The organism is Joostella sp. CR20 (assembly GCF_038433465.1).
Taxonomy (GTDB): domain Bacteria; phylum Bacteroidota; class Bacteroidia; order Flavobacteriales; family Flavobacteriaceae; genus Galbibacter.
Map to the genome: position 1 here is coordinate 83,015 of NZ_JAESVF010000008.1, position 19,133 is coordinate 102,147.

Consider the following 19,133-nt stretch of genomic DNA (forward strand, 5'->3'; position numbering starts at 1 on the left):
AAATGTCAAAATGAGATGTTCGAAAAAGACGAGTGGGTATAAAACAAAAATGCCAGCTTGTCATCAAGCTGGCATTTTGTAAATATGTATGTGAGTTTTTTATTGCTCGTCTGTACTATCTGTAGTTGTAGCAGGAACTTCAGCAGCAGGAACCGTAGTGCTTGGAGCAGCAGTTTCTACTTCTCTTCCGTCTAATAATTTTGATTCAGATGAATCGCCAGATACTAACGTAATGTTAGAAAGTAAAATTAATACAATTAAAACAGTTGCTAACGTCCAAGTACTTTTATCAAGAAAGTCGCCTGTCTTTTTTACTCCTCCAACAACTTGGCTTCCGCCACCACCAAATGAAGATGATAACCCGCCACCTTTAGGGTTTTGTACCATAATCACTAAAACTAATAAAAAGGCTACTATTATAATTAGTACCAAAAAAATTGAAAACGTACTCATTTCTATATTAATTATTGTCTTTTAATTTCTTAATTGCGTTAATTTGGTCTGCAAAGAAACCACTTTTTTCTGGATATTTCAAACTTAAAATTTTATAAGCTTGAATTGCTTTTTTATATTTCTTTTGCTCTAGGTAAACACGTGCCAAAGTCTCGGTCATTAACTCACTTCGTTCAACATTGTTTTCCTTGGCTAAATTTACTTTATTGGCTACATCGGTTACTGGTGGAATTTTTGGATTGCTCTCTAAAAACTTATCGATAAGCTTTAGTTTTCCTTCAATTCCCGACTTCTTTTCTTTTCTTACTTCGGAAGATTTTTCTGATGTTTCTACCTCACTTTCGTCTCTGTTAATTGGCGTTGCAGTGGTTGAAAGTTGCATCCATTCGGTGAATGAATGTGTTTCAGATTTATTAAATTCTAAAGGTTTTCCGAGTTGTAATTTTTCTGTTTCTTCTGATTTTTCAGCAGGTTTTGTATTTTCTTTTGGCTGAAAAAGATCTGGATCCATCACAGCACCAGCATCTACATCGTTAAAATCGAAAGCTGTTTTGTTGTCTTTTACAATAACTTCTTCAGCAGTAACTTCTATTCCGTGCAATTGCTCGTTGGCAGTTTGTTGCGCTATTTTTTTGGCAACTGCGTGTTGCGTAAAAATATCCGAAGTAATGTATTCAAATAAAATAGAACGATCGGTAGTGTAAGCAGCAGTTTTTTTGAGTTCGCCGTTGTATTTAAAACTTTCTTGCGTTTTAAGCGCTTTTAAATATACCGCTCTTGCCGCTTGAAAATACGGAAACTCATCGAGTATCTTTTTTAAAGAATCGACGTGCTGCTGTGTAATTTGTTCAGGCTTTTGTAATAAATATGAAAAATCTGAAACGTTCATCTACTACCAGTTTGCAAGGGTTTCGTTAAAAATATCTTGTGTAATACGCTCTAAAATTTCGTCGTGGGCAGCTTGTTTTATGGTAACAAGTTGTGTTGCCGCAGGATAGTCGTAGAAGAAAGAAAAGCGTTTTTCGAAATCTTCTTCTGGATTTTTAGTGTCGTAAAAACGTACATTCACTCCAATTGTCAATCGGTTTTGCGCAGCAGTTTGATTGGCAGTAGCCGACATTGGAGAAATGGCGTATTGAACAATTTCTCCTTCGTAAATTAAATCGGCATTTCGGCTTACCAATTGTAAATTGGTTTGGTTTAAAATTAAATCTTGTAAAGCATTTGTAAACTCGTAATCCAAACCAGGCTCAATAATTGGCGCTTCATTTTTAAAGAAGTTTACCTGAAAAGATTCTGCAGTGGTGTTAACTCCAGTAAATGAATAGGGTCCGCAGCCTTGCATGCTAAATACAGCTACAAAAAGTATGATGATTTTTTTCATTTTTAAAATAATGTAAGTTTCAAAAGAACAAAAAATATTACAAATTGTACTGTTTTATTTTTCGGTAAAGTGTTCTTTCGGAAATTCCTAGTTCGCTGGCAGCTGCTTTGCGTTTGCCTTTGTTTCGCTCTAAAGATTTTTTAATCAATTCTAATTCTTTATCCTGAAGTGATAAAGTTTCTTCTTCTTGAATTTCTTCAGCAAAGTGATATTTGTCTTCCACAGCAACTGTTTGCGGAATTTCTTTTTGATGCTCTATCTGAAGAACTTCCATAGCTTCGTCTTCTTCAGCATGTTCAAAATCTATTTCGCTCTCTTCGTCTCCGTAGATTTTATTGATTAAACTTTTATTTTCTTGCTGAACTTTCTCGCCGTTGCTTCCGCCTTTCATCAACTCTAAGGTGAGTTTTTTAAGATCGTTTAAATCACTTTTCATATCAAAAAGTACTTTGTAGAGAATTTCGCGTTCGCTACTAAAGTCGCTTTCCGACTTTTCATTTTTAATAACGGCAGGTAAATTACTACCAGCATCGGGTAGGTAACTCCTTAAAGTGTCGAAAGAAATAATGCGATTTTGCTCTAAAACTGAAATTTGTTCGGCAATATTTCGAAGCTGACGCACATTCCCAGACCAGCGATATTTGTTGAGTAATTGTATGGCGTTATCATCGAGTCTAATGGTAGGTATTTTGTATTTCTGTGCAAAATCGGAAGCAAATTTTCTGAACAACAAATGGATGTCGTCTTTGCGTTCTCGAAGTGGTGGTAAATGTATTTCTACAGTGCTTAAACGATAGTATAAATCTTCACGAAACTTTTCTTTTTCAATTGCTTCAAACATGTTTACGTTGGTAGCGGCAACTATTCGAACATCGGTTTTTTGTACTTTGGATGAACCTACTTTTAAAAACTCACCATTTTCGAGTACTCTTAATAAACGCACTTGTGTGGTAAGCGGAAGCTCTCCAACTTCATCTAAAAAAATAGTACCGCCATCGGCTTCTTCAAAATACCCGCTACGAGTTTGCGTAGCACCAGTAAATGCTCCTTTTTCGTGACCGAAAAGTTCAGAATCTATTGTTCCTTCTGGAATAGCACCACAGTTTACGGCTATGTATTTTCCGTGTTTACGGTGCGATAAAGAATGTATAATTTTTGGGAGGGCTTCTTTCCCAACACCACTCTCTCCGGTAATTAAAACGGAAATATCGGTAGGGGCAACCTGAATGGCTTTTTCGATAGCTCGGTTTAACTTTACATCGTTACCAATAATACCAAAACGCTGTTTTATGGCTTGAACACTCTCCATGTTTTATTAATTTTTTTGAGGTTTGGCTAATTGTTGTCAGAATATCCTACAGCTTCTCCGATAAGGGTAGCCGTAGTACAATCGTTTACTTTTACGTTTACAAAATCGCCAATTTTATAATTTTCTTTTGGAAAAACCGTAACCGCATTTTGCGAAGTACGTCCCATCCAATGTGCATCAGATTTTTTAGAATTTCCTTCGATAAGCACTTCTACAGTTTTACCTAAATTTTGTTTGGTGCGGTATGCACTATGTTTCTGCTGAAGGTTTATAATTTCTGTAAGTCTGTTCTTTTTAGTTTCTTCAGGAACATCGTCATCTAATTTTCGTTCTGCAAGAGTTCCTGGACGTTCTGAATACGTAAACATATATCCAAAATCGTATTTTACATACTCCATCAAGTCCATTGTATCTTTATGGTCTTGCGTTGTTTCCGTAGGAAAACCAATAATCATATCCTGAGAAATAGAACACTCTGGAAGAATTTTTCGGATGTTATCAATCAATTCGAAATACTCTTCTCGCGTATGCAGACGATTCATTTCTTTTAAAATTCTATTACTTCCACTCTGTACCGGTAAATGAATATGATTACAGATGTTTTTATATTTTGCCATGGTTTCGATTACATCCAAGGTCATATCTTGCGGGTTGGAAGTTGAAAAACGAATGCGCATTTTTGGATGTGCTTCGGCTACCATACTAAGTAAATTGGAGAAATTTACTGCTGTAGCTTTTTGCATGTCGGTAGCTTTTTCGTAATCTTTTTTGAGTCCGCCACCATACCATAAATAACTATCTACGTTTTGCCCTAGTAAAGTTATTTCTTTAAACCCTCTGTTAGAAAGGTCGTCTACTTCATCTAAAATAGATTGCGGGTCTCGGCTACGTTCTCTACCACGTGTAAATGGCACTACGCAAAACGTACACATATTATCGCAACCGCGAGTAATCGATACAAAAGCGCTTACGCCATTACTGTTTAAACGCATTGGAGCAACATCGCCATAAGTTTCTTCTTTGGATAGAATTACATTTACGGCGTCTCTTCCTTCGTCAATTTCTTGAACGAGGTTCGGCAAATCTTTGTAAGCATCTGGTCCAACAACCATGTCTACAATTTTTTCTTCTTCTAAAAATTTGCTTTTTAAACGCTCTGCCATACAGCCTAAAACACCAACTTTCATTTTCGGATTAATACGTTTTACCGCATTAAATTTTTCCAAACGCTTACGAACAGTTTGTTCGGCTTTGTCTCGAATTGAACAGGTGTTTACAAGCACCAAATCGGCATCTTCCATTTTTTGAGTGGTATTAAAACCTTCTTTAGCAAGAATGGAAGCTACAATTTCGCTGTCAGAAAAATTCATCTGGCAACCGTAACTTTCGATATAAAGTTTACGCGTGTTTTCTGTTTTTTGGTCTAAAACAAGAGTGTCTCCTTGTTTCTTTTCGTCAATAATCTTCTCCATCACGATTTAAAAAAAATCAAATTTAGAGGGCAAAGATACGATTATATTTGGTGTAGTGACAAATTGTCAGCGTAAATTTAACGCAACTTTTGTATGAAGTCTAATATGGGTTTCAATTATAGGTAAAATAGTAGTAGCTTTGGGAGCTACACTAATTTATAAAAAATGAAATTCGACGTACTTTTAAACAAAATAGCGCAAAGTCCTAGACTCGATTTTGGCGATATTTTCGGAAAATCTATTGACTTATTTAAAAAAACTTGGACACAAGGTTTATTATTGCTTTTAACATCTTTGGTATTGGTAATTCCGCTTGTGATATTGCTTTACTCTCCTATGTTCGTGTCTGCTTTTACTGGAGATTTCGACCCAGAAACTGGTAAAGATTTACCTGTGGGAGCTATCATAGCTTTTGCAGTGATTTTTATACCTGTTTTAATTTTAATTCAAACAGTAGGTTTGGCTTTGATGAGCGGGTATTATAAAATTATTCAAGAGATAGACTTAAAAGGAGCAGTGCAGAATGCAAGTTTGTTTATGTTCTTTAAAAGTCAGTATTTAGGAAAATTATTTACAATATCTTTTTTCAGTATTGTTATTACACTTTTGGCGATGCTGTTGTGTGTAATTCCTATGTTTTATGTGGCAATTCCTTTATATTTTGTTGCTGTAGTATTTGCTTTTAATCCAGAGCTTTCAGCAAAAGAAAATATTCAAGTTTGCTTTAAATTGGGACACAAAAAATGGTGGCTTACTTTTGGGTTGGTAATGGTTGCAGGATTGTTGGCAGAAATGGTCGGGTTGCTTTTATGTGGAATCGGACTGCTATTCACGGCTTCTTTTCCGTATTTGCCAATCTATTTAATATATAAAGATGCAGTTGGTTTTGATGAAAATGAAACCCAAACTCATGCTATTTCTGAATTTTAAGTTTAAGAAATTGTCAATATTTTGACGATAGCTTTTCAGTATAAAAACTTAATCTTCGCCTCAATAAAATGATTTTAACAAAGAAGTTCTTGCTGATTTTAGTAAGAACTTTTTTGCTTTTGAACGCTGTTTTATAGGCTTAAAAACGCCGAAAGTGTTAGAAATTAAAAATTCTGTATACTTTTGTACTCTTAAAAAATGGCTTTATGGCAAAGAATTTGGTAATTGTGGAGTCCCCTGCAAAGGCGAAAACTATCGAAAAATTTTTGGGAAAAGATTATAAGGTAGAGAGTAGTTTTGGGCATATTGCAGACCTTCCTTCAAGAGAATTAGGAGTAGATGTAGAAAAGGATTTTAAACCGAAATACATCGTTTCTTCTGATAAAAAAGCGGTAGTTAAAAAGTTGAGAGACCTTGCTAAAAATGCAGAGACTATCTGGTTAGCGAGTGATGAGGACCGCGAGGGAGAAGCAATAGCTTGGCACTTGGCAGAAGAGTTAAAACTCGATGCGAGTAAAACCAAGCGTATTGTATTTAACTCCATTACCAAAAGCGCCATTCAAAAAGCTATCGACAATCCACGAACCATCGATTACAATCTTGTAAATGCGCAACAAGCGCGTAGAGTTTTAGACCGATTGGTGGGGTATGAATTGTCTCCTGTACTTTGGAAAAAAATTAAAACAGGACTTTCGGCAGGGCGTGTACAGTCGGTTTCTGTGCGACTTATTGTGGAGCGTGAGCGCGAAATAAAAGAGTTTACACCAGAAGCTTCTTTTAAAATTGTTGCTGAATTTAGAAATGAAGAAGGCAAAAGCTTCAAAGCAAAAACCAATAAGAGTTTTGCTACCAAAGAAGAAGCCAAAGCATTTCTTGAAAAAAATGTAAGTGCCAATTTTAAAATTGCCGATTTAGATACCAAGCCAGCTAAAAAATCGCCAGCACCGCCATTTACAACTTCTACACTTCAGCAGGAAGCATCTCGAAAATTGTACTTTTCGGTGTCAAAAACCATGAATATGGCGCAACGTTTATACGAAGCCGGACTCATAACCTATATGAGAACCGATAGTGTAAACTTGTCTAGCGAAGCAGTAGAGGCAGCAAAAGACGAAATTATTAAATCCTACGGAAAGGAATTTAGTAAGCCACGAAACTATACAGGGAAAGCTAAAGGTGCACAAGAGGCGCATGAGGCAATCCGTCCAACAGATATGTCGCGTCACCGCGTGCAAATCGAACGCGACCAAGCACGTTTATACGAACTTATTTGGAAGCGTACATTGGCATCGCAAATGAGTGATGCGCAATTAGAGCGTACCAATGTGAAGATTGAGGCGAATAAACACGATGAGTTGTTTACCGCAAATGGAGAGGTATTAAAGTTTGAAGGATTTTTAAAAGTATATTTAGAAGGAACCGACGACGAAGATGAAGAGCAAGCAGGAATGTTGCCAGCATTGAAAGTAGGCGAAACGGTTTACGAAAATTACATAACAGCAACCGAACGTTTTACACGTCCGCCATACCGCTACACAGAGGCTTCTTTGGTGAAGAAATTGGAAGAGCTCGGTATTGGGCGTCCGTCTACCTACGCGCCAACAATTTCAACTATTCAGAATAGAGGGTATGTAGAGCGTGGTACTATTGATGGTGTGGAACGTGCGTACATTCAGTATACATTAGAAAACAATCAAGTAAAAGAAGCTCAACTTACCGAGAATGTAGGTTCCGACAAAGGAAAGTTAGTTCCTACAGATATCGGAATGATTGTAAATGATTTCTTGGTGAATCACTTTGCCGGAATTTTAGATTATAATTTTACCGCAAAAGTTGAGCAGAGTTTTGACGACATTGCATCTGGAGAAGAAGATTGGACAAAAATGATTGAAGATTTTTACAAAGATTTTCATCCAAATGTAAAAGATGTTGAAGAAAATGCCGAGCGCGAAAGCGGAGAACGTATTTTAGGAACCGACCCGCAATCTGGTCGTCAATTAAGCGTGCGTTTAGGACGTTTTGGACCGATGGCGCAAATTGGAACTGCCGACGAAGAGGAGAAACCGCAGTTTGCAAGTTTACTTCCAGACCAGTCGATTGATACAATTACTTTTGACGAAGCACTCGATTTGTTTAAACTTCCTCGAAAGTTGGGAGTTTTTGAAGGCGATGAGGTAGAGGTAAACGTTGGTCGATTTGGACCGTATGTGCGTTTCGGGAAAAGCTTTGTGTCGCTCGAAAAAGGCGAAGATGTTTTTGAAGTAGATATGGATAGAGCGAAGGAACTTATTCTTCAGAAGAAAAAAGCCGACGCCCCAATTGCATCCTATAAAAATGAAGATGTTACTAAAGGAGTTGGACGTTTTGGGCCATTTATAAAATGGAGCGGAATGTTTATCAATGTGAATAAAAAATACGATTTTGATCATCTTTCGCAAGCTGATATTGAAGAACTCATTGAAGATAAGCTGAAGAAAGAACGTGAAAAAGTAATTCATAATTGGGAAGACGAAGGGATTCGAGTAGAGAAGGCACGTTGGGGACGCTCAAACATCATTAAGGGGAAGACTAAAATTGAACTTTCTAAAGATGTAGATGCAACTAAGCTGACTTTGGAAGAAGTGAAAGATTTGATTGAGAAGAAAGCACCAAAGAAAAAAACAACTGCCAAAAAGAAAACAACGACCAAAAAGACTAAAACCAAAAAATAAATATGAATATTGAATTTTTGTCGCCCGTTAAAAATGTAGTGTTGGCGCATAACGAGTTGTTGCCAAAACAGGCGTTGGGAAGAACAATTCAAATTCATTCAGAAAAAGGAGCGTTTCCAGATTTATCAAATGTGCAATTGGCTATTGTTGGAGTAAAAGATACTCGTAGCGAAACCGCCGATGCACACGGAGAGGTAGATTTGGAAGCTATCCGTATAGAATTGTATAAACTTTTCTTCGGAAATTGGCATGCGTCTATTGCCGATTTGGGCGATATTGAAGCTGGTGAAACGCTAAAAGACACCTATTTTGCGCTTACAGATATTACCAATTCTTTACTGAAACAAAACATTATTCCTATTGTTATCGGCGGAAGCCAAGATTTAACATACGCAATGTATCGCGCTTACGATACTTTGGAGCAGATGGTAAATTTAACTTCGGTAAATAGTACGTTCGATTTCAGTGCTTCGGATGAGTTGATTGCTTCCAATGCATATATGAGTAAAGTTATAATGGAACAGCCCAACAACCTGTTTAATTATGCAGTGGTGGGTTACCAAACGTACTTTAATGCGCAGGAAGAAATCGATTTGATGGAGAAGTTATTTTTCGATGCCTATCGATTGGGAGAAGTAATTAACGATATAAGTATTGTAGAGCCGGTATTTCGAGATACCGATTTGGTGAGTTTGGATATGACGGCAATTAAGGCTTCCGAAATGGGGTATGCTACGCATACTTTCCCGAACGGTTTTGACGGGAGAGAGATTTGTGCCATTGCTCGTTATGCAGGAATAAGCGATAAAGTTACTGCATTTGGATTGCTAAATACGAGAAAAACACTGCAATGTGCACAATTGTCGGCACAAATTTTATGGTATTTTATCGAAGGTTTTAACTATAGAAAAAAAGACTATCCATTCATTACAAATATCGATTATAATAAGTATATCGTGCCTTTAGAAGAAATGGATCTTTGTTTTTTTGAAAGTAATATTTCAGGTAGATGGTGGATAGAAGTGCCACAAATTGAAAACTTGAATAATAAATACAAAAGACATACGTTATTACCATGCACACACAAAGAATATCTTCAAGCCAGTAGTGGTGTAGTGCCAGAACGCTGGTGGAAAGCTTATAAAAAAATGTTGGTGTAAGTCGTGTATAAAGTAGCGCGATATTTTGTGTTGACTGTGCTTTCGCACCGTTTTACAACAAAAATTAAGAGTTTATTGTTTTTTTAAATTTAATTAAATAGGTTTACCATCTTAAATCTAAGAATGTAATTTAACCTCAAGTATGTATATGAAAAAGCTATTTCTATTAGCATCTGTTACATTATTATTAACCAGCTGTGGTTCTAATGACAGAGGGGAATTAGTTGGCGTGAGCGGTAAAAAATGGCATCCCGAAAAGCCCTACGGAATGTCACTTGTACCCGGAGGAGCTTTCATAATGGGAAGGTCTGAAGAAGATATGGCCGACGTGTTAAATGCCCCAACTAAAACCGTAACAGTGCGTTCATTCTACATGGATGAAACAGAGATAACAAACAGCGAATACCGTCAGTTTGTTGAATGGGTAAAAGATTCCATAGTTCGAACAAAATTAGCTATCCTAGCCGACGAATTGGGAGAGATTCCTGGAAACGGAGGTATAGGTGAGTATGCGTTTAAAGATGCTAACACAGAAGATTTATCAGTATACGAAGAGTATATGTTATTAAATCATTCTGGTATGGGAGAAACTGGTTACGAAGGAAGACGCCTTAATAAAGATGTAGATCTTATTTGGGATGTTGCCGAGTATCCAGACGAATACTACACAGAAATCATGGTAGATTCTATGTACATTCCTTTAGAAGAATCGTACAACGGACAGCGTACCATCGATGTAACAAAATTAAAATTTCAATACGATTGGATGGATATCCAAGCGGCAGCTCGCGCAAAAGGTGGCGGGAGTCGTAAGGACTTTATAAAACACGAAGAAGTAATGGTATATCCAGATACAACCGTGTGGATTAAAGACTTTAGTTATTCATACAACGAGCCAATGCACAACGACTATTTCTGGAGTGAAGCTTATAGCGATTATCCAGTAGTTGGAGTTTCTTGGAAACAAGCAAAAGCATTTTGTGCTTGGAGAACGAAATATAAAAATGATTTTCAGAAAGATAAAAATCAGCAATTTGTAAATCAGTTTAGATTACCAACAGAAGCCGAGTGGGAATATGCTGCCAGAGGAGGAATTCAATCTGGAACATACCCATGGGGAGGTCCGTATATTTTAAATGAAAGAGGATGCTTTATGGCAAACTTTAAACCACTACGTGGAGATTATGCGGCAGACCAAGCTTTGTATACAGTTGAAGCAAAATCGTACGACCCCAACGATTACAACTTATACAACATGGCTGGTAATGTTTCTGAATGGACAAATTCATCATACGACCCCAATTCGTACGAGTACGTTTCTACAATGAACCCAAATACTTATGATGGTGAAAACAAGCGTAAAGTTATTAGAGGTGGTTCTTGGAAGGACGTTGCTTACTTCTTACAAGTGAGTACTAGAGATTATGAGTATCAAGATTCTGCGAGAAGCTATATTGGCTTCAGAACAGTTCAAGATTACATGGGTACAGAAGCTACTCAGAACTAGAAATTAAACCAAATTACTACTTATTTAATAACTTGACTTAACTAAAAATTTTTGTACTATGGCACAAGCAAAATCAACAAAGAAATTATTTAACATGGCCTACGGGCTAGGAGCTGCGGTTGTAATTCTCGGAGCATTATTTAAAATTTTACACTGGGAATTAGGACCTGTAAACGGAGGTCACCTTTTAGCAGTAGGTTTAATTACAGAGGCATTAATTTTTGCCATCTCTGCATTTGAGCCTGTAGACGACGATTTAGATTGGACGTTGGTATACCCAGAATTAGCTGGTGGAGCATCAGTTAATAGAAAGAAAGAAACTGCTGTAGAAATTAAAGAAGCAGAAGGACAACTTTCTAAAAAGCTTGACGATATGTTGAAAGAAGCTAGAATCGATTCAGCATTAATGACAAGTTTAGGAGATAGCATCAGAAACTTTGAAGGTGCTGCAAAAAACATTTCTCCAACAGCAGAAGCTTTAACTTCAACTAAAAAATACAGCGAAGAACTTTCATTGGCAGCTGCACAAATGGAATCGTTAAACAGTTTGTATAAAGTACAACTAGAAAGTGCAAACAAACAAGCGATGATTCAAGAAGAAGTTGCTGCAAATGCAGGGAAACTAAAAGACCAAATGCAGTCTTTAACTTCAAATTTATCTTCTTTAAATGGAGTGTATGGCGGAATGCTTTCTGCTATGAACAGACCTGTGAATTAATTCAGTTTTAGAAATCAATCATTAAAAATTAAAACGAATTAAGATATGGCAGGAGGAAGTTTATCACCACGTCAGAAAATGATTAACCTAATGTACTTGGTTTTCATTGCAATGTTGGCGTTGAATATGAGTAAAGAAGTATTGTCGGCTTTTGGATTATTAAACGAAAAGCTTACAAACTTTAATGAAAAAGCTACAGAGCGAAACTTAGCAGCTTTTAACGATTTGAAACTAAAATCTACAGAACAACCAGAAAAGTACGAAACACTTTTTAGAGATGTAGAGGAAATTAAAGAAGTTTCGATGACATTTAATGGCTATTTGGATAGCTTAAAAGCACAAATGGTTTCTAAAATTCCGCAGGAAGACCTTCAAGATTATGAGGTTATGGATAAATCGGATTTTCTTGATCAAGCATTTTTTCAAGGAGGACGTTATTCAGCAGAAGGACAGAAATTTGTGAATCATATTAATAATTTCAGAGAAACTACAATTCAAACAATTACTGAAATTCCAGATTCACTAATGAAGCCAACACAAAAGGCATCATTAAAATCGTCTATCGAAACACGTTTCGCAACGGGCGATGAAAACGGAAAAGTAACAAATAGAGATGGTCGTGCAGTAGATTGGTTAAACTACCACTACGAAGGCTTTCCTTTAGTTGCATCTTTAACAAAAGTAACCTTATTACAAAGTGATATTAAAACGACGCAAGACGAAATTTTAAAATCTATGTTACAAGGGCAAATGGCATCCGATTTATCGATGACCAATTACACTACTTTGTTGGAGCAACCAAAATCGGCTTACTACCAAGGGGAAACTTTTGACGGATCGATTGTTTTAGGAAGAAAAGACGGGTCTACAAAACCAAACGAGGTAAACTTAAAGTTAGACGGAAGATCACTTAAAGAAGGTGATGATTACGTTATCGAAAACGGACGAGTAAAACTTAAAGTAAATGCAGGTTCGGCTGGAGATCATACTTTGGAAGGAAACTTAATCTTTAAGCAAGATGGAGAGCCAATTGAAGTGCCAGTTTCTCAAAAATTTGCTACAATTACAAAACCAAATGCGGCAGTAATTTCAGCAGATAAAATGAATGTGGTTTACCGTGGAGTTTCAAACCCTATTACGATTTCTATTCCTGGAATTCCAGATAATAAAGTAAATGCATCGGCACCAGGACTTAAAAAAGTTTCAGGTAGTAAATATGCAATGAACCCTGGTGGTGGAAGAACTGTTACAATTAAAGCTAGCGGAACTTTACCAGACGGTCAAGGTGTTTCTTCAGCTTCAGAATTCAGAATTAAAGACATTCCACGTCCTTCTGGAACTGTAAGAGGAGAGTACGGAGAAATTAAAATGCCAAGAAACAACTTAGAGATTTCTACGGTTGGAGCAATGCTAGAAGATTTCGACTTCGATTTAAACCTTGCTATCAGCGGATTTAAATTTAAAGTACCAGGGCAGCCAACTGTTTCTGTTAGAGGAAACAAATTAGATAGTCGCGCCAAATCTGCTTTAAAAAGAGCAGGAAGAGGAGAAGCGGTTCAAATTTTTGATATTGAAGCGTATATTACCAACAACAGGTCGTACAAACTTAAAAAGGTTTCGCCAGTTGTTGTAGAGCTCACAAATTAATAAATGAATAATGTTATGAATTGGAAAGGTATTGTATTAACTATAACCACTGCTTTGGTTTCTGTAGGTAGCTTTGCGCAAGCAAACTTACTCAATGCAGAATTTCCAGAAGAAGTCGGCATGAAAACTGCCGATCAAATTGAAGCAGATAACGACGCACCATTACCATACGGATATGTTGATGATAGAGATATCCTTTGGTCTAAAACAGTTTGGGAACGTATAGATTTGGATGAACGTATTAATTTTCCGTTCTACTATCCAATCGATACTGTAGATATTGGAAGTGATAGACGTTCGTTGTACGATGTAATTATTAAAAACATCAAAAACGGAAGTTTAAAAGATATCTATGTTGACTCTTACTTTACAGAGCGTCGTAAGTTTGGAGATTTATCGGCTACTTTACAAAAAGTAGATACTACCGATCTTGGTTACGAACAATTAAATGCTGGAGAGCAAGTTTCTCTAGAATATATTAACAGAAGAGAACTTACCGCAGCCGATATTCAAGAATGGCGTATTAAAGGAGTTTGGTATTTTGATAAGCGCCAAGGAGAATTAAAATATCGATTGTTAGGTATTGCTCCAGTTGCTCCAGATGTAAACTTTATCGATGGTGAAAATTCAGATTTAGTTGAGTTATTCTGGCTTTGGTTCCCTAGTTCAAGAGATATTTTACACGAAGCAAAAGCCTTTAATGATGAAAACTCATCTCGACCAATTTCTTTTGATCAGTTGTTAAACGCGAGACGTTTTAATGCTGTAATTTACAAAGAAGAAAACGTTCAAGGAGATAGAGGTATTAAAGACTATATTCCAGATAATGCCATGTTCCAATTACTAGAAGCGCAACGTCTCAAAGAGAAGATTCGCGACAAGGAACAAGATATGTGGAGTTACTAAAATTAATAACTTCCAATTCAACATAACAATTTAAAAGCGCCTGAAAAATCAGGCGCTTTTTTTTGTGTTTAAAAACTTATCTTTAACGTTAGTTTGATATAAGGATGATGAATATGTGACAAAATGGACCTATTTAAAAAGTATTGAAAATCAAGGAAGCAGTAGAGGCAAAAGATAAAAAGCTGTTTGAGCGTAGCGAGTTCTTTTTATCTGTGGAGGAGGATTCCGTAGATTTTCTTATACTTTTTTAATCAGTCTTGACTTTTTTGTTTCGTTTTTGTGTCAAGACAAAAATGAAAGTATTTAAAATTTATTCTATATTGATATTTATATCGAATTGAGGTTGTCTTTTAGTTGAAAATTAAAATAGTTTTAAAAATGTCGAATAAAGGATTGATTATAGAAGAACGAGCCAGAGATATTGGCGATTTTTTGGTGGGGCGATTATTGCCATTTCGGAAAAAGCGAATGGTAGGTCCTTTTGTTTTTATAGATCATATGGGGCCGTCCAAGATTGGTCCGAATCAATATATCGATATTGGGCAACATCCACATATCGGACTTTCTACACTTACGTATTTATTTGAAGGCGAAATAAGACATCGCGACAGTATCGGCAGTGATCAAGTCATTACACCTGGCGCCGTAAATTTAATGACGGCAGGAAGTGGTGTTACTCATACCGAACGCACGCCCGACAGCTTAAGGGATGGAAATACTTATAATGTGCATGGTTTTCAAATTTGGATTGCGCTCCCAAAGGAGATGGAGCAAATGAAGCCTGAATTTTATCACGCTGAGAAAGAAGCTTTACCAAAATGGCAACAAGACAATGCTAATTTTACACTGATTGCTGGTGAGGCTTTCGGTAGAAAATCGCCAGTGCCAACTTTATCTCCACAATTTATGGTTGAGGTTAAAGCGACGCATAGTTTTACACTCAATTTATCAGATCAAGTTAAGGGGGAAATAGGAATTTGTATTGTAAAAGGAAGTATTAAAGCTTGTGAAAATATTATTGCTGAAGGAAATATGTTGGTTTCAAAAATAGATGATGCGTGTAAAGTTGAAGTGTCAGCAGATACTCATTTGTTACTCTTTGGCGGAGCACCTTTACCTGAAGAGCGACATATATTTTGGAATTTTGTTTCTTCGGATAGTAAACTTATTGAGGATGCAAAAGAGCGTTGGGTTGCTAAAGATTTTCCTGTCGTAGAAAATGACGATTCGTACATTGAAATGCCACAATAAAATATAGGCTGTCTGATTGTTTATTTTCAGACAGCTTTTTTAGTTACTAGTTGTTGTCGCCAAATTTTTCAAAAGCTTCGTCAATTTCTTCTTCCACTTCTTTTTCGGTTTTCTTTGGAGCTTTTTCAGTAACTGGTTTTGCTACTTCTTCCTTTTCTGGTGCTTTCGGAGTTTCTTTAATTACAGGTTCTTCTTTTGTAATAACTTCCTTTTCTTTTTCGGTTTCCTTACACGAAATAAAACTTCCTGCTATAAAAATTAACGCAATACTGCTTAGAATTATCTTTTTCATTTGATTGAATTTCAGATTTTATTCAAGATAGTAAAAAATCTTTCAATGCATATTTTTCAGTAGCTAATAAATCGTGTTCGAATGAAGTTTGTTATACCTTTGCAAAAAAAAGAGTACATGACATTTGAAAATTTAAAAGAAGAAGTAAAAGTGATCGTAAGCGACGCAAATACTTCCGTAGATAAAAAACTAACAAGTATTTGTGAGTTATTACAAACCAATGTTGCTTATTACGATTGGGTTGGATTTTATTTTAAAAATGGCGATAAACCAGAGTTAAAGTTGCGCTCGTTTGCAGGAGAACCAACAGACCATACCATAATTCCGTTTGGAAAAGGAATTTGCGGACAAGTTGCGGTTTCGAACAGTAATTTTGTGGTGCCAGATGTAAAAGCACAAGACAATTATATAGCGTGTAGTATTTTTGTAAAGGCAGAAATTGTAATTCCGCTTTTTGTAAATGGAGAAAACATTGGGCAAATAGATATCGATTCGCATACAGCCGACCCTTTCACGAAAGAAGATGAAGAATTTTTGGAGTTTGTAAACAAAGAAGTCGCTTTACTTTTAGAACAAGGTTCTTAATTAAAAAACACAGCTATTTTTCTGTTTTACAAGGCTGCTATTTAATGCAAATAAATTACTTTTGCAAAATCCAAAACAACACAATAACAATGAATAATCTAAAGCAAGCCAAATCGGCTTTAATTTCTGTTTTCAGTAAAGACGGATTAGAACCCATCGTAAAAAAATTAGACGAACTAGGTGTGACCATTTACTCCACTGGAGGTACTGAAAAATTTATTAAAGATCTGGGAATAAATGTTGTTCCAGTAGAAGATGTAACAAGCTATCCTTCAATTTTAGGCGGGCGTGTAAAAACGCTTCACCCAAAAGTTTTTGGTGGAATTTTAAACAGACAAGATAACGAGGGCGATGTTGCCGAGTTAGCGCAATACGAAATTCCGCAAATCGATATTGTTATTGTGGATTTGTATCCGTTTGAAAAAACGGTAGCAAGTGGAGCAAGTGAGCAAGATATTATTGAAAAGATTGATATCGGAGGAATTTCATTAATTAGAGCTGCTGCCAAAAATTTTAAAGATGTAATTTGTGTTTCTTCTATGGAAGATTACGCAGAGTTTCTAGAAGTTATTTCTTCTCAAAACGGACAAACATCTATCGAGAATAGAAAACGATTTGCAGCAAAAGCATTCAATGTTTCTTCGCACTACGATAGCGCTATTTTTAATTACTTCAATCAAACTGAAACTATCGACGCTTATAAAGTGAGCGAATCTAAAGGGCAAGAACTGCGTTACGGAGAAAACCCACACCAAAAAGGGTATTTCTACGGAAATATGGACGAAATTTTTGATAAACTTCACGGAAAAGAATTATCGTACAACAATTTACTCGATGTTGATGCGGCGGTAAACTTAATGGAAGAATTTAAAAACGACGATCCTACTTTTGCAATTTTAAAGCACAACAACGCTTGTGGTGTGGCTACAAGACCAACAATTAAAGAAGCGTATGTGGATGCGTTGGCTGGAGATCCAGTTTCTGCTTTTGGAGGAATTTTAATTTCGAATACTGAAATAGATGCTGAGACTGCTGAGGAAATTCATACGTTATTCTGTGAAGTAGTTATTGCACCTTCGTATACTGCGGAAGCTTTAGAAATTTTAAAAGGAAAGAAAAACAGAATCCTTTTAGTTCAAAAACAAATTGAGTTGCCAAAAACATCAGTGCGTACGTGTTTAAACGGAGTTTTGGTTCAAGATAAAGATTTAAAAACAGATGTTGCTGCAGATATTACGCATGTAACCAACAATAAACCTAGCGAAAACGAGTTAAAAGACTTATTGTTTGCTTCAAAAATATGTAAGCACACAAAATCGAATACTATTGTTTTTGCCAAGAACTTGCAACTTTGCGCAAGCGGAACAGGACAAACCAGTCGTGTTGACGCGCTTAGACAAGCTATTGAAAAAGCAAAATCGTTTAGTTTTGATTTGAATGGAGCGGCAATGGCGAGCGATGCTTTCTTTCCGTTTCCAGACTGTGTAGAAATTGCAGACAATGCAGGGATTACTTCTGTTATTCAACCAGGAGGATCTATAAAAGATCAATTAAGTATCGATTACTGTAATGAAAATAATGTGGCAATGGTGTTTACAGGAACACGTCATTTTAAACATTAATTCACTACATTTGAATAAATTAAAACGAGGTTGTCTAGAAAAGTAATATTTTAGACAACCTCGTTTAAACAAGATGAATAGAAACTGAAAATAAATGTTTCAGTATTTGTCTCACAAAGTGAGTATAACAAGATTAATATTAGAATAATTCATGGGATTTTTTGACTTCTTAACCGAAGAAATTGCTATAGATTTAGGAACAGCAAATACGCTGATTATACATAATGACAAGGTTGTTGTGGATAGCCCTTCTATTGTGGCCAGAGACAGAATGACTGGCAAAATTATTGCAGTTGGTAAAGAAGCCAGCATGATGCAAGGTAAAACCCATGAAAATATAAAAACAATTCGTCCGCTTAAGGATGGAGTTATTGCCGATTTTGATGCTTCCGAAAAAATGATCAATATGTTCATTAAAGGAATTCCTGCATTGAAAAAACGTTTCTTTCAGCCAACATTAAAAATGGTTATTTGTATTCCTTCAGGAATTACAGAAGTAGAAATGCGTGCGGTAAAAGAATCTGCAGAGCGTGTTAACGGAAAAGAGGTGTACCTAATTCACGAACCAATGGCAGCTGCTATCGGTATCGGGTTAGATATTATGCAGCCTAAAGGAAACATGATTGTAGATATAGGTGGTGGAACTACCGAAATTGCTGTGATTGCCTTAGGAGGGATTGTATGTGATAAATCAGTAAAAATTGCAGGAGACGTATTTACAAATGATATTATTTATTACATGCGTACACAACACAACTTGTACGTTGGAGAAACAACTGCTGAAAATATTAAAATTGCAATTGGTGCCGCTACGGAAGATCTTGAAGTTCCGCCAGAAGAAATGAGCGTTCAAGGACGTGATTTGTTAACTGGGAAACCAAAACAAGTGCAAATTTCGTATCGAGAAATAGCAAAAGCCTTAGACAAATCTATTTTAAGAATAGAAGATGCGGTTATGGAAACCTTGTCGCAAACGCCACCAGAACTTGCTGCCGATATTTATAATACCGGTATTTATTTAGCAGGTGGAGGATCGATGTTGAGAGGGTTGGATAAACGTATTTCTCAAAAAACAGACCTTCCTGTGTACATCGCAGAAGATCCATTAAGAGCTGTTGTAAGAGGAACCGGAATTGCATTAAAAAACTTAGATAAGTACAAACCTATCCTGATAAAATAAAATTAG

At 36.3% G+C, this 19,133-nt stretch carries 17 protein-coding genes; 11 read left to right on the top strand and 6 right to left on the bottom strand.

The annotated features are described in order from the left end of the window. Positions 1-99: 99 nt before the first annotated feature. Genes secG through miaB form a run of 5 tightly spaced genes read right to left on the bottom strand, consistent with a single transcriptional unit; the run spans position 100 to position 4,618 of the window. Positions 100-453 carry a preprotein translocase subunit SecG gene (secG, locus tag JMA43_RS11035; RefSeq protein WP_342156650.1) on the bottom strand — a complete coding sequence of 118 codons (354 nt, stop codon included), beginning with the start codon at positions 451-453 and terminating at the stop codon, positions 100-102. A 7-nt stretch (positions 454-460) separates the two neighbouring features. Next, the gene (locus tag JMA43_RS11040) at positions 461-1,342 is read right to left on the bottom strand and encodes a hypothetical protein (RefSeq protein WP_342156651.1); all 882 of its coding nucleotides are present in this window, start codon (positions 1,340-1,342) and stop codon (positions 461-463) included. Positions 1,343-1,345: 3 nt separating this feature from the next. After that, a complete protein-coding gene (locus JMA43_RS11045; protein WP_342156653.1) occupies positions 1,346-1,837 on the bottom strand; it encodes an LptE family protein in 492 nt (163 codons plus the stop codon). 37 nt (positions 1,838-1,874) lie between these two features. Then, positions 1,875-3,146 carry a sigma-54 interaction domain-containing protein gene (locus tag JMA43_RS11050; protein WP_342156654.1) on the bottom strand — a complete coding sequence of 424 codons (1,272 nt, stop codon included), beginning with the start codon at positions 3,144-3,146 and terminating at the stop codon, positions 1,875-1,877. Between the two features lie 26 nt (positions 3,147-3,172). Further along, positions 3,173-4,618: a tRNA (N6-isopentenyl adenosine(37)-C2)-methylthiotransferase MiaB gene (gene miaB / locus JMA43_RS11055; protein ID WP_342156655.1), complete on the bottom strand. Its 1,446-nt coding sequence runs from the start codon at positions 4,616-4,618 to the stop codon at positions 3,173-3,175. A gap of 165 nt (positions 4,619-4,783) precedes the next feature. Between miaB and JMA43_RS11060 the strand changes: the two genes are divergently transcribed. From JMA43_RS11060 to JMA43_RS11095, 8 genes are all read left to right on the top strand, one after another. Next, complete coding sequence (locus JMA43_RS11060) at positions 4,784-5,548, top strand: hypothetical protein (protein ID WP_342156657.1); 765 nt, start codon at positions 4,784-4,786, stop codon at positions 5,546-5,548. 206 nt (positions 5,549-5,754) lie between these two features. After that, positions 5,755-8,259, top strand: a complete 2,505-nt coding sequence (topA, locus tag JMA43_RS11065) for a type I DNA topoisomerase (RefSeq protein ID WP_342156658.1) — start codon at positions 5,755-5,757, stop codon at positions 8,257-8,259. A 2-nt stretch (positions 8,260-8,261) separates the two neighbouring features. Then, positions 8,262-9,419, top strand: a complete 1,158-nt coding sequence (locus tag JMA43_RS11070) for a formimidoylglutamase (protein WP_342156659.1) — start codon at positions 8,262-8,264, stop codon at positions 9,417-9,419. Between the two features lie 148 nt (positions 9,420-9,567). Beyond that, the gene (gene porK / locus JMA43_RS11075; RefSeq protein ID WP_342156660.1) at positions 9,568-10,926 is read left to right on the top strand and encodes a type IX secretion system lipoprotein PorK/GldK; all 1,359 of its coding nucleotides are present in this window, start codon (positions 9,568-9,570) and stop codon (positions 10,924-10,926) included. Positions 10,927-10,984: 58 nt separating this feature from the next. Further along, positions 10,985-11,644, top strand: a complete 660-nt coding sequence (porL, locus tag JMA43_RS11080; RefSeq protein WP_342156661.1) for a type IX secretion system motor protein PorL/GldL — start codon at positions 10,985-10,987, stop codon at positions 11,642-11,644. A gap of 45 nt (positions 11,645-11,689) precedes the next feature. Next, positions 11,690-13,291 (top strand): type IX secretion system motor protein PorM/GldM, encoded by a 1,602-nt coding sequence (porM, locus tag JMA43_RS11085; RefSeq protein WP_342156662.1) that lies wholly within the window; start codon positions 11,690-11,692, stop codon positions 13,289-13,291. Between the two features lie 15 nt (positions 13,292-13,306). Further along, the gene (gene porN / locus JMA43_RS11090; RefSeq protein ID WP_342156663.1) at positions 13,307-14,197 is read left to right on the top strand and encodes a type IX secretion system ring protein PorN/GldN; all 891 of its coding nucleotides are present in this window, start codon (positions 13,307-13,309) and stop codon (positions 14,195-14,197) included. Between the two features lie 378 nt (positions 14,198-14,575). Further along, the gene (locus JMA43_RS11095) at positions 14,576-15,448 is read left to right on the top strand and encodes a pirin family protein (protein ID WP_342156664.1); all 873 of its coding nucleotides are present in this window, start codon (positions 14,576-14,578) and stop codon (positions 15,446-15,448) included. A gap of 46 nt (positions 15,449-15,494) precedes the next feature. Here the strand turns inward: JMA43_RS11095 and JMA43_RS11100 are convergent, their stop codons facing one another. After that, the gene (locus tag JMA43_RS11100) at positions 15,495-15,740 is read right to left on the bottom strand and encodes a hypothetical protein (RefSeq protein WP_342156665.1); all 246 of its coding nucleotides are present in this window, start codon (positions 15,738-15,740) and stop codon (positions 15,495-15,497) included. 117 nt (positions 15,741-15,857) lie between these two features. Between JMA43_RS11100 and JMA43_RS11105 the strand changes: the two genes are divergently transcribed. The 3 genes from JMA43_RS11105 (at position 15,858) to JMA43_RS11115 (ending at position 19,127) form a co-directional block, all read left to right on the top strand. After that, complete coding sequence (locus tag JMA43_RS11105) at positions 15,858-16,325, top strand: GAF domain-containing protein (RefSeq protein ID WP_342156698.1); 468 nt, start codon at positions 15,858-15,860, stop codon at positions 16,323-16,325. An 89-nt stretch (positions 16,326-16,414) separates the two neighbouring features. After that, entirely contained in the window at positions 16,415-17,947 is a 1,533-nt protein-coding gene (gene purH / locus JMA43_RS11110) for a bifunctional phosphoribosylaminoimidazolecarboxamide formyltransferase/IMP cyclohydrolase (RefSeq protein WP_342156666.1), read from the top strand. Between the two features lie 151 nt (positions 17,948-18,098). Continuing rightward, on the top strand, positions 18,099-19,127 hold the full coding sequence (locus JMA43_RS11115) for a rod shape-determining protein (RefSeq protein WP_342156667.1): 1,029 nt from the start codon (positions 18,099-18,101) through the stop codon (positions 19,125-19,127). The last annotated feature ends 6 nt before the right edge of the window (positions 19,128-19,133 follow it).

Coding starts and splice junctions, on each gene's coding strand:
- JMA43_RS11050 (WP_342156654.1), bottom strand. CDS start 3,146: ATGGAGAGTGTTCAAGCCATAAAACAGCGTTTTGGTATTATTGGTAAC.
- porL (WP_342156661.1), top strand. CDS start 10,985: ATGGCACAAGCAAAATCAACAAAGAAATTATTTAACATGGCCTACGGG.
- secG (WP_342156650.1), bottom strand. CDS start 453: ATGAGTACGTTTTCAATTTTTTTGGTACTAATTATAATAGTAGCCTTT.
- JMA43_RS11070 (WP_342156659.1), top strand. CDS start 8,262: ATGAATATTGAATTTTTGTCGCCCGTTAAAAATGTAGTGTTGGCGCAT.
- porN (WP_342156663.1), top strand. CDS start 13,307: ATGAATTGGAAAGGTATTGTATTAACTATAACCACTGCTTTGGTTTCT.
- JMA43_RS11060 (WP_342156657.1), top strand. CDS start 4,784: ATGAAATTCGACGTACTTTTAAACAAAATAGCGCAAAGTCCTAGACTC.
- JMA43_RS11045 (WP_342156653.1), bottom strand. CDS start 1,837: ATGAAAAAAATCATCATACTTTTTGTAGCTGTATTTAGCATGCAAGGC.
- JMA43_RS11040 (WP_342156651.1), bottom strand. CDS start 1,342: ATGAACGTTTCAGATTTTTCATATTTATTACAAAAGCCTGAACAAATT.
- JMA43_RS11105 (WP_342156698.1), top strand. CDS start 15,858: ATGACATTTGAAAATTTAAAAGAAGAAGTAAAAGTGATCGTAAGCGAC.
- JMA43_RS11115 (WP_342156667.1), top strand. CDS start 18,099: ATGGGATTTTTTGACTTCTTAACCGAAGAAATTGCTATAGATTTAGGA.
- JMA43_RS11100 (WP_342156665.1), bottom strand. CDS start 15,740: ATGAAAAAGATAATTCTAAGCAGTATTGCGTTAATTTTTATAGCAGGA.
- topA (WP_342156658.1), top strand. CDS start 5,755: ATGGCAAAGAATTTGGTAATTGTGGAGTCCCCTGCAAAGGCGAAAACT.
- JMA43_RS11095 (WP_342156664.1), top strand. CDS start 14,576: ATGTCGAATAAAGGATTGATTATAGAAGAACGAGCCAGAGATATTGGC.
- miaB (WP_342156655.1), bottom strand. CDS start 4,618: ATGGAGAAGATTATTGACGAAAAGAAACAAGGAGACACTCTTGTTTTA.
- porK (WP_342156660.1), top strand. CDS start 9,568: ATGAAAAAGCTATTTCTATTAGCATCTGTTACATTATTATTAACCAGC.
- purH (WP_342156666.1), top strand. CDS start 16,415: ATGAATAATCTAAAGCAAGCCAAATCGGCTTTAATTTCTGTTTTCAGT.
- porM (WP_342156662.1), top strand. CDS start 11,690: ATGGCAGGAGGAAGTTTATCACCACGTCAGAAAATGATTAACCTAATG.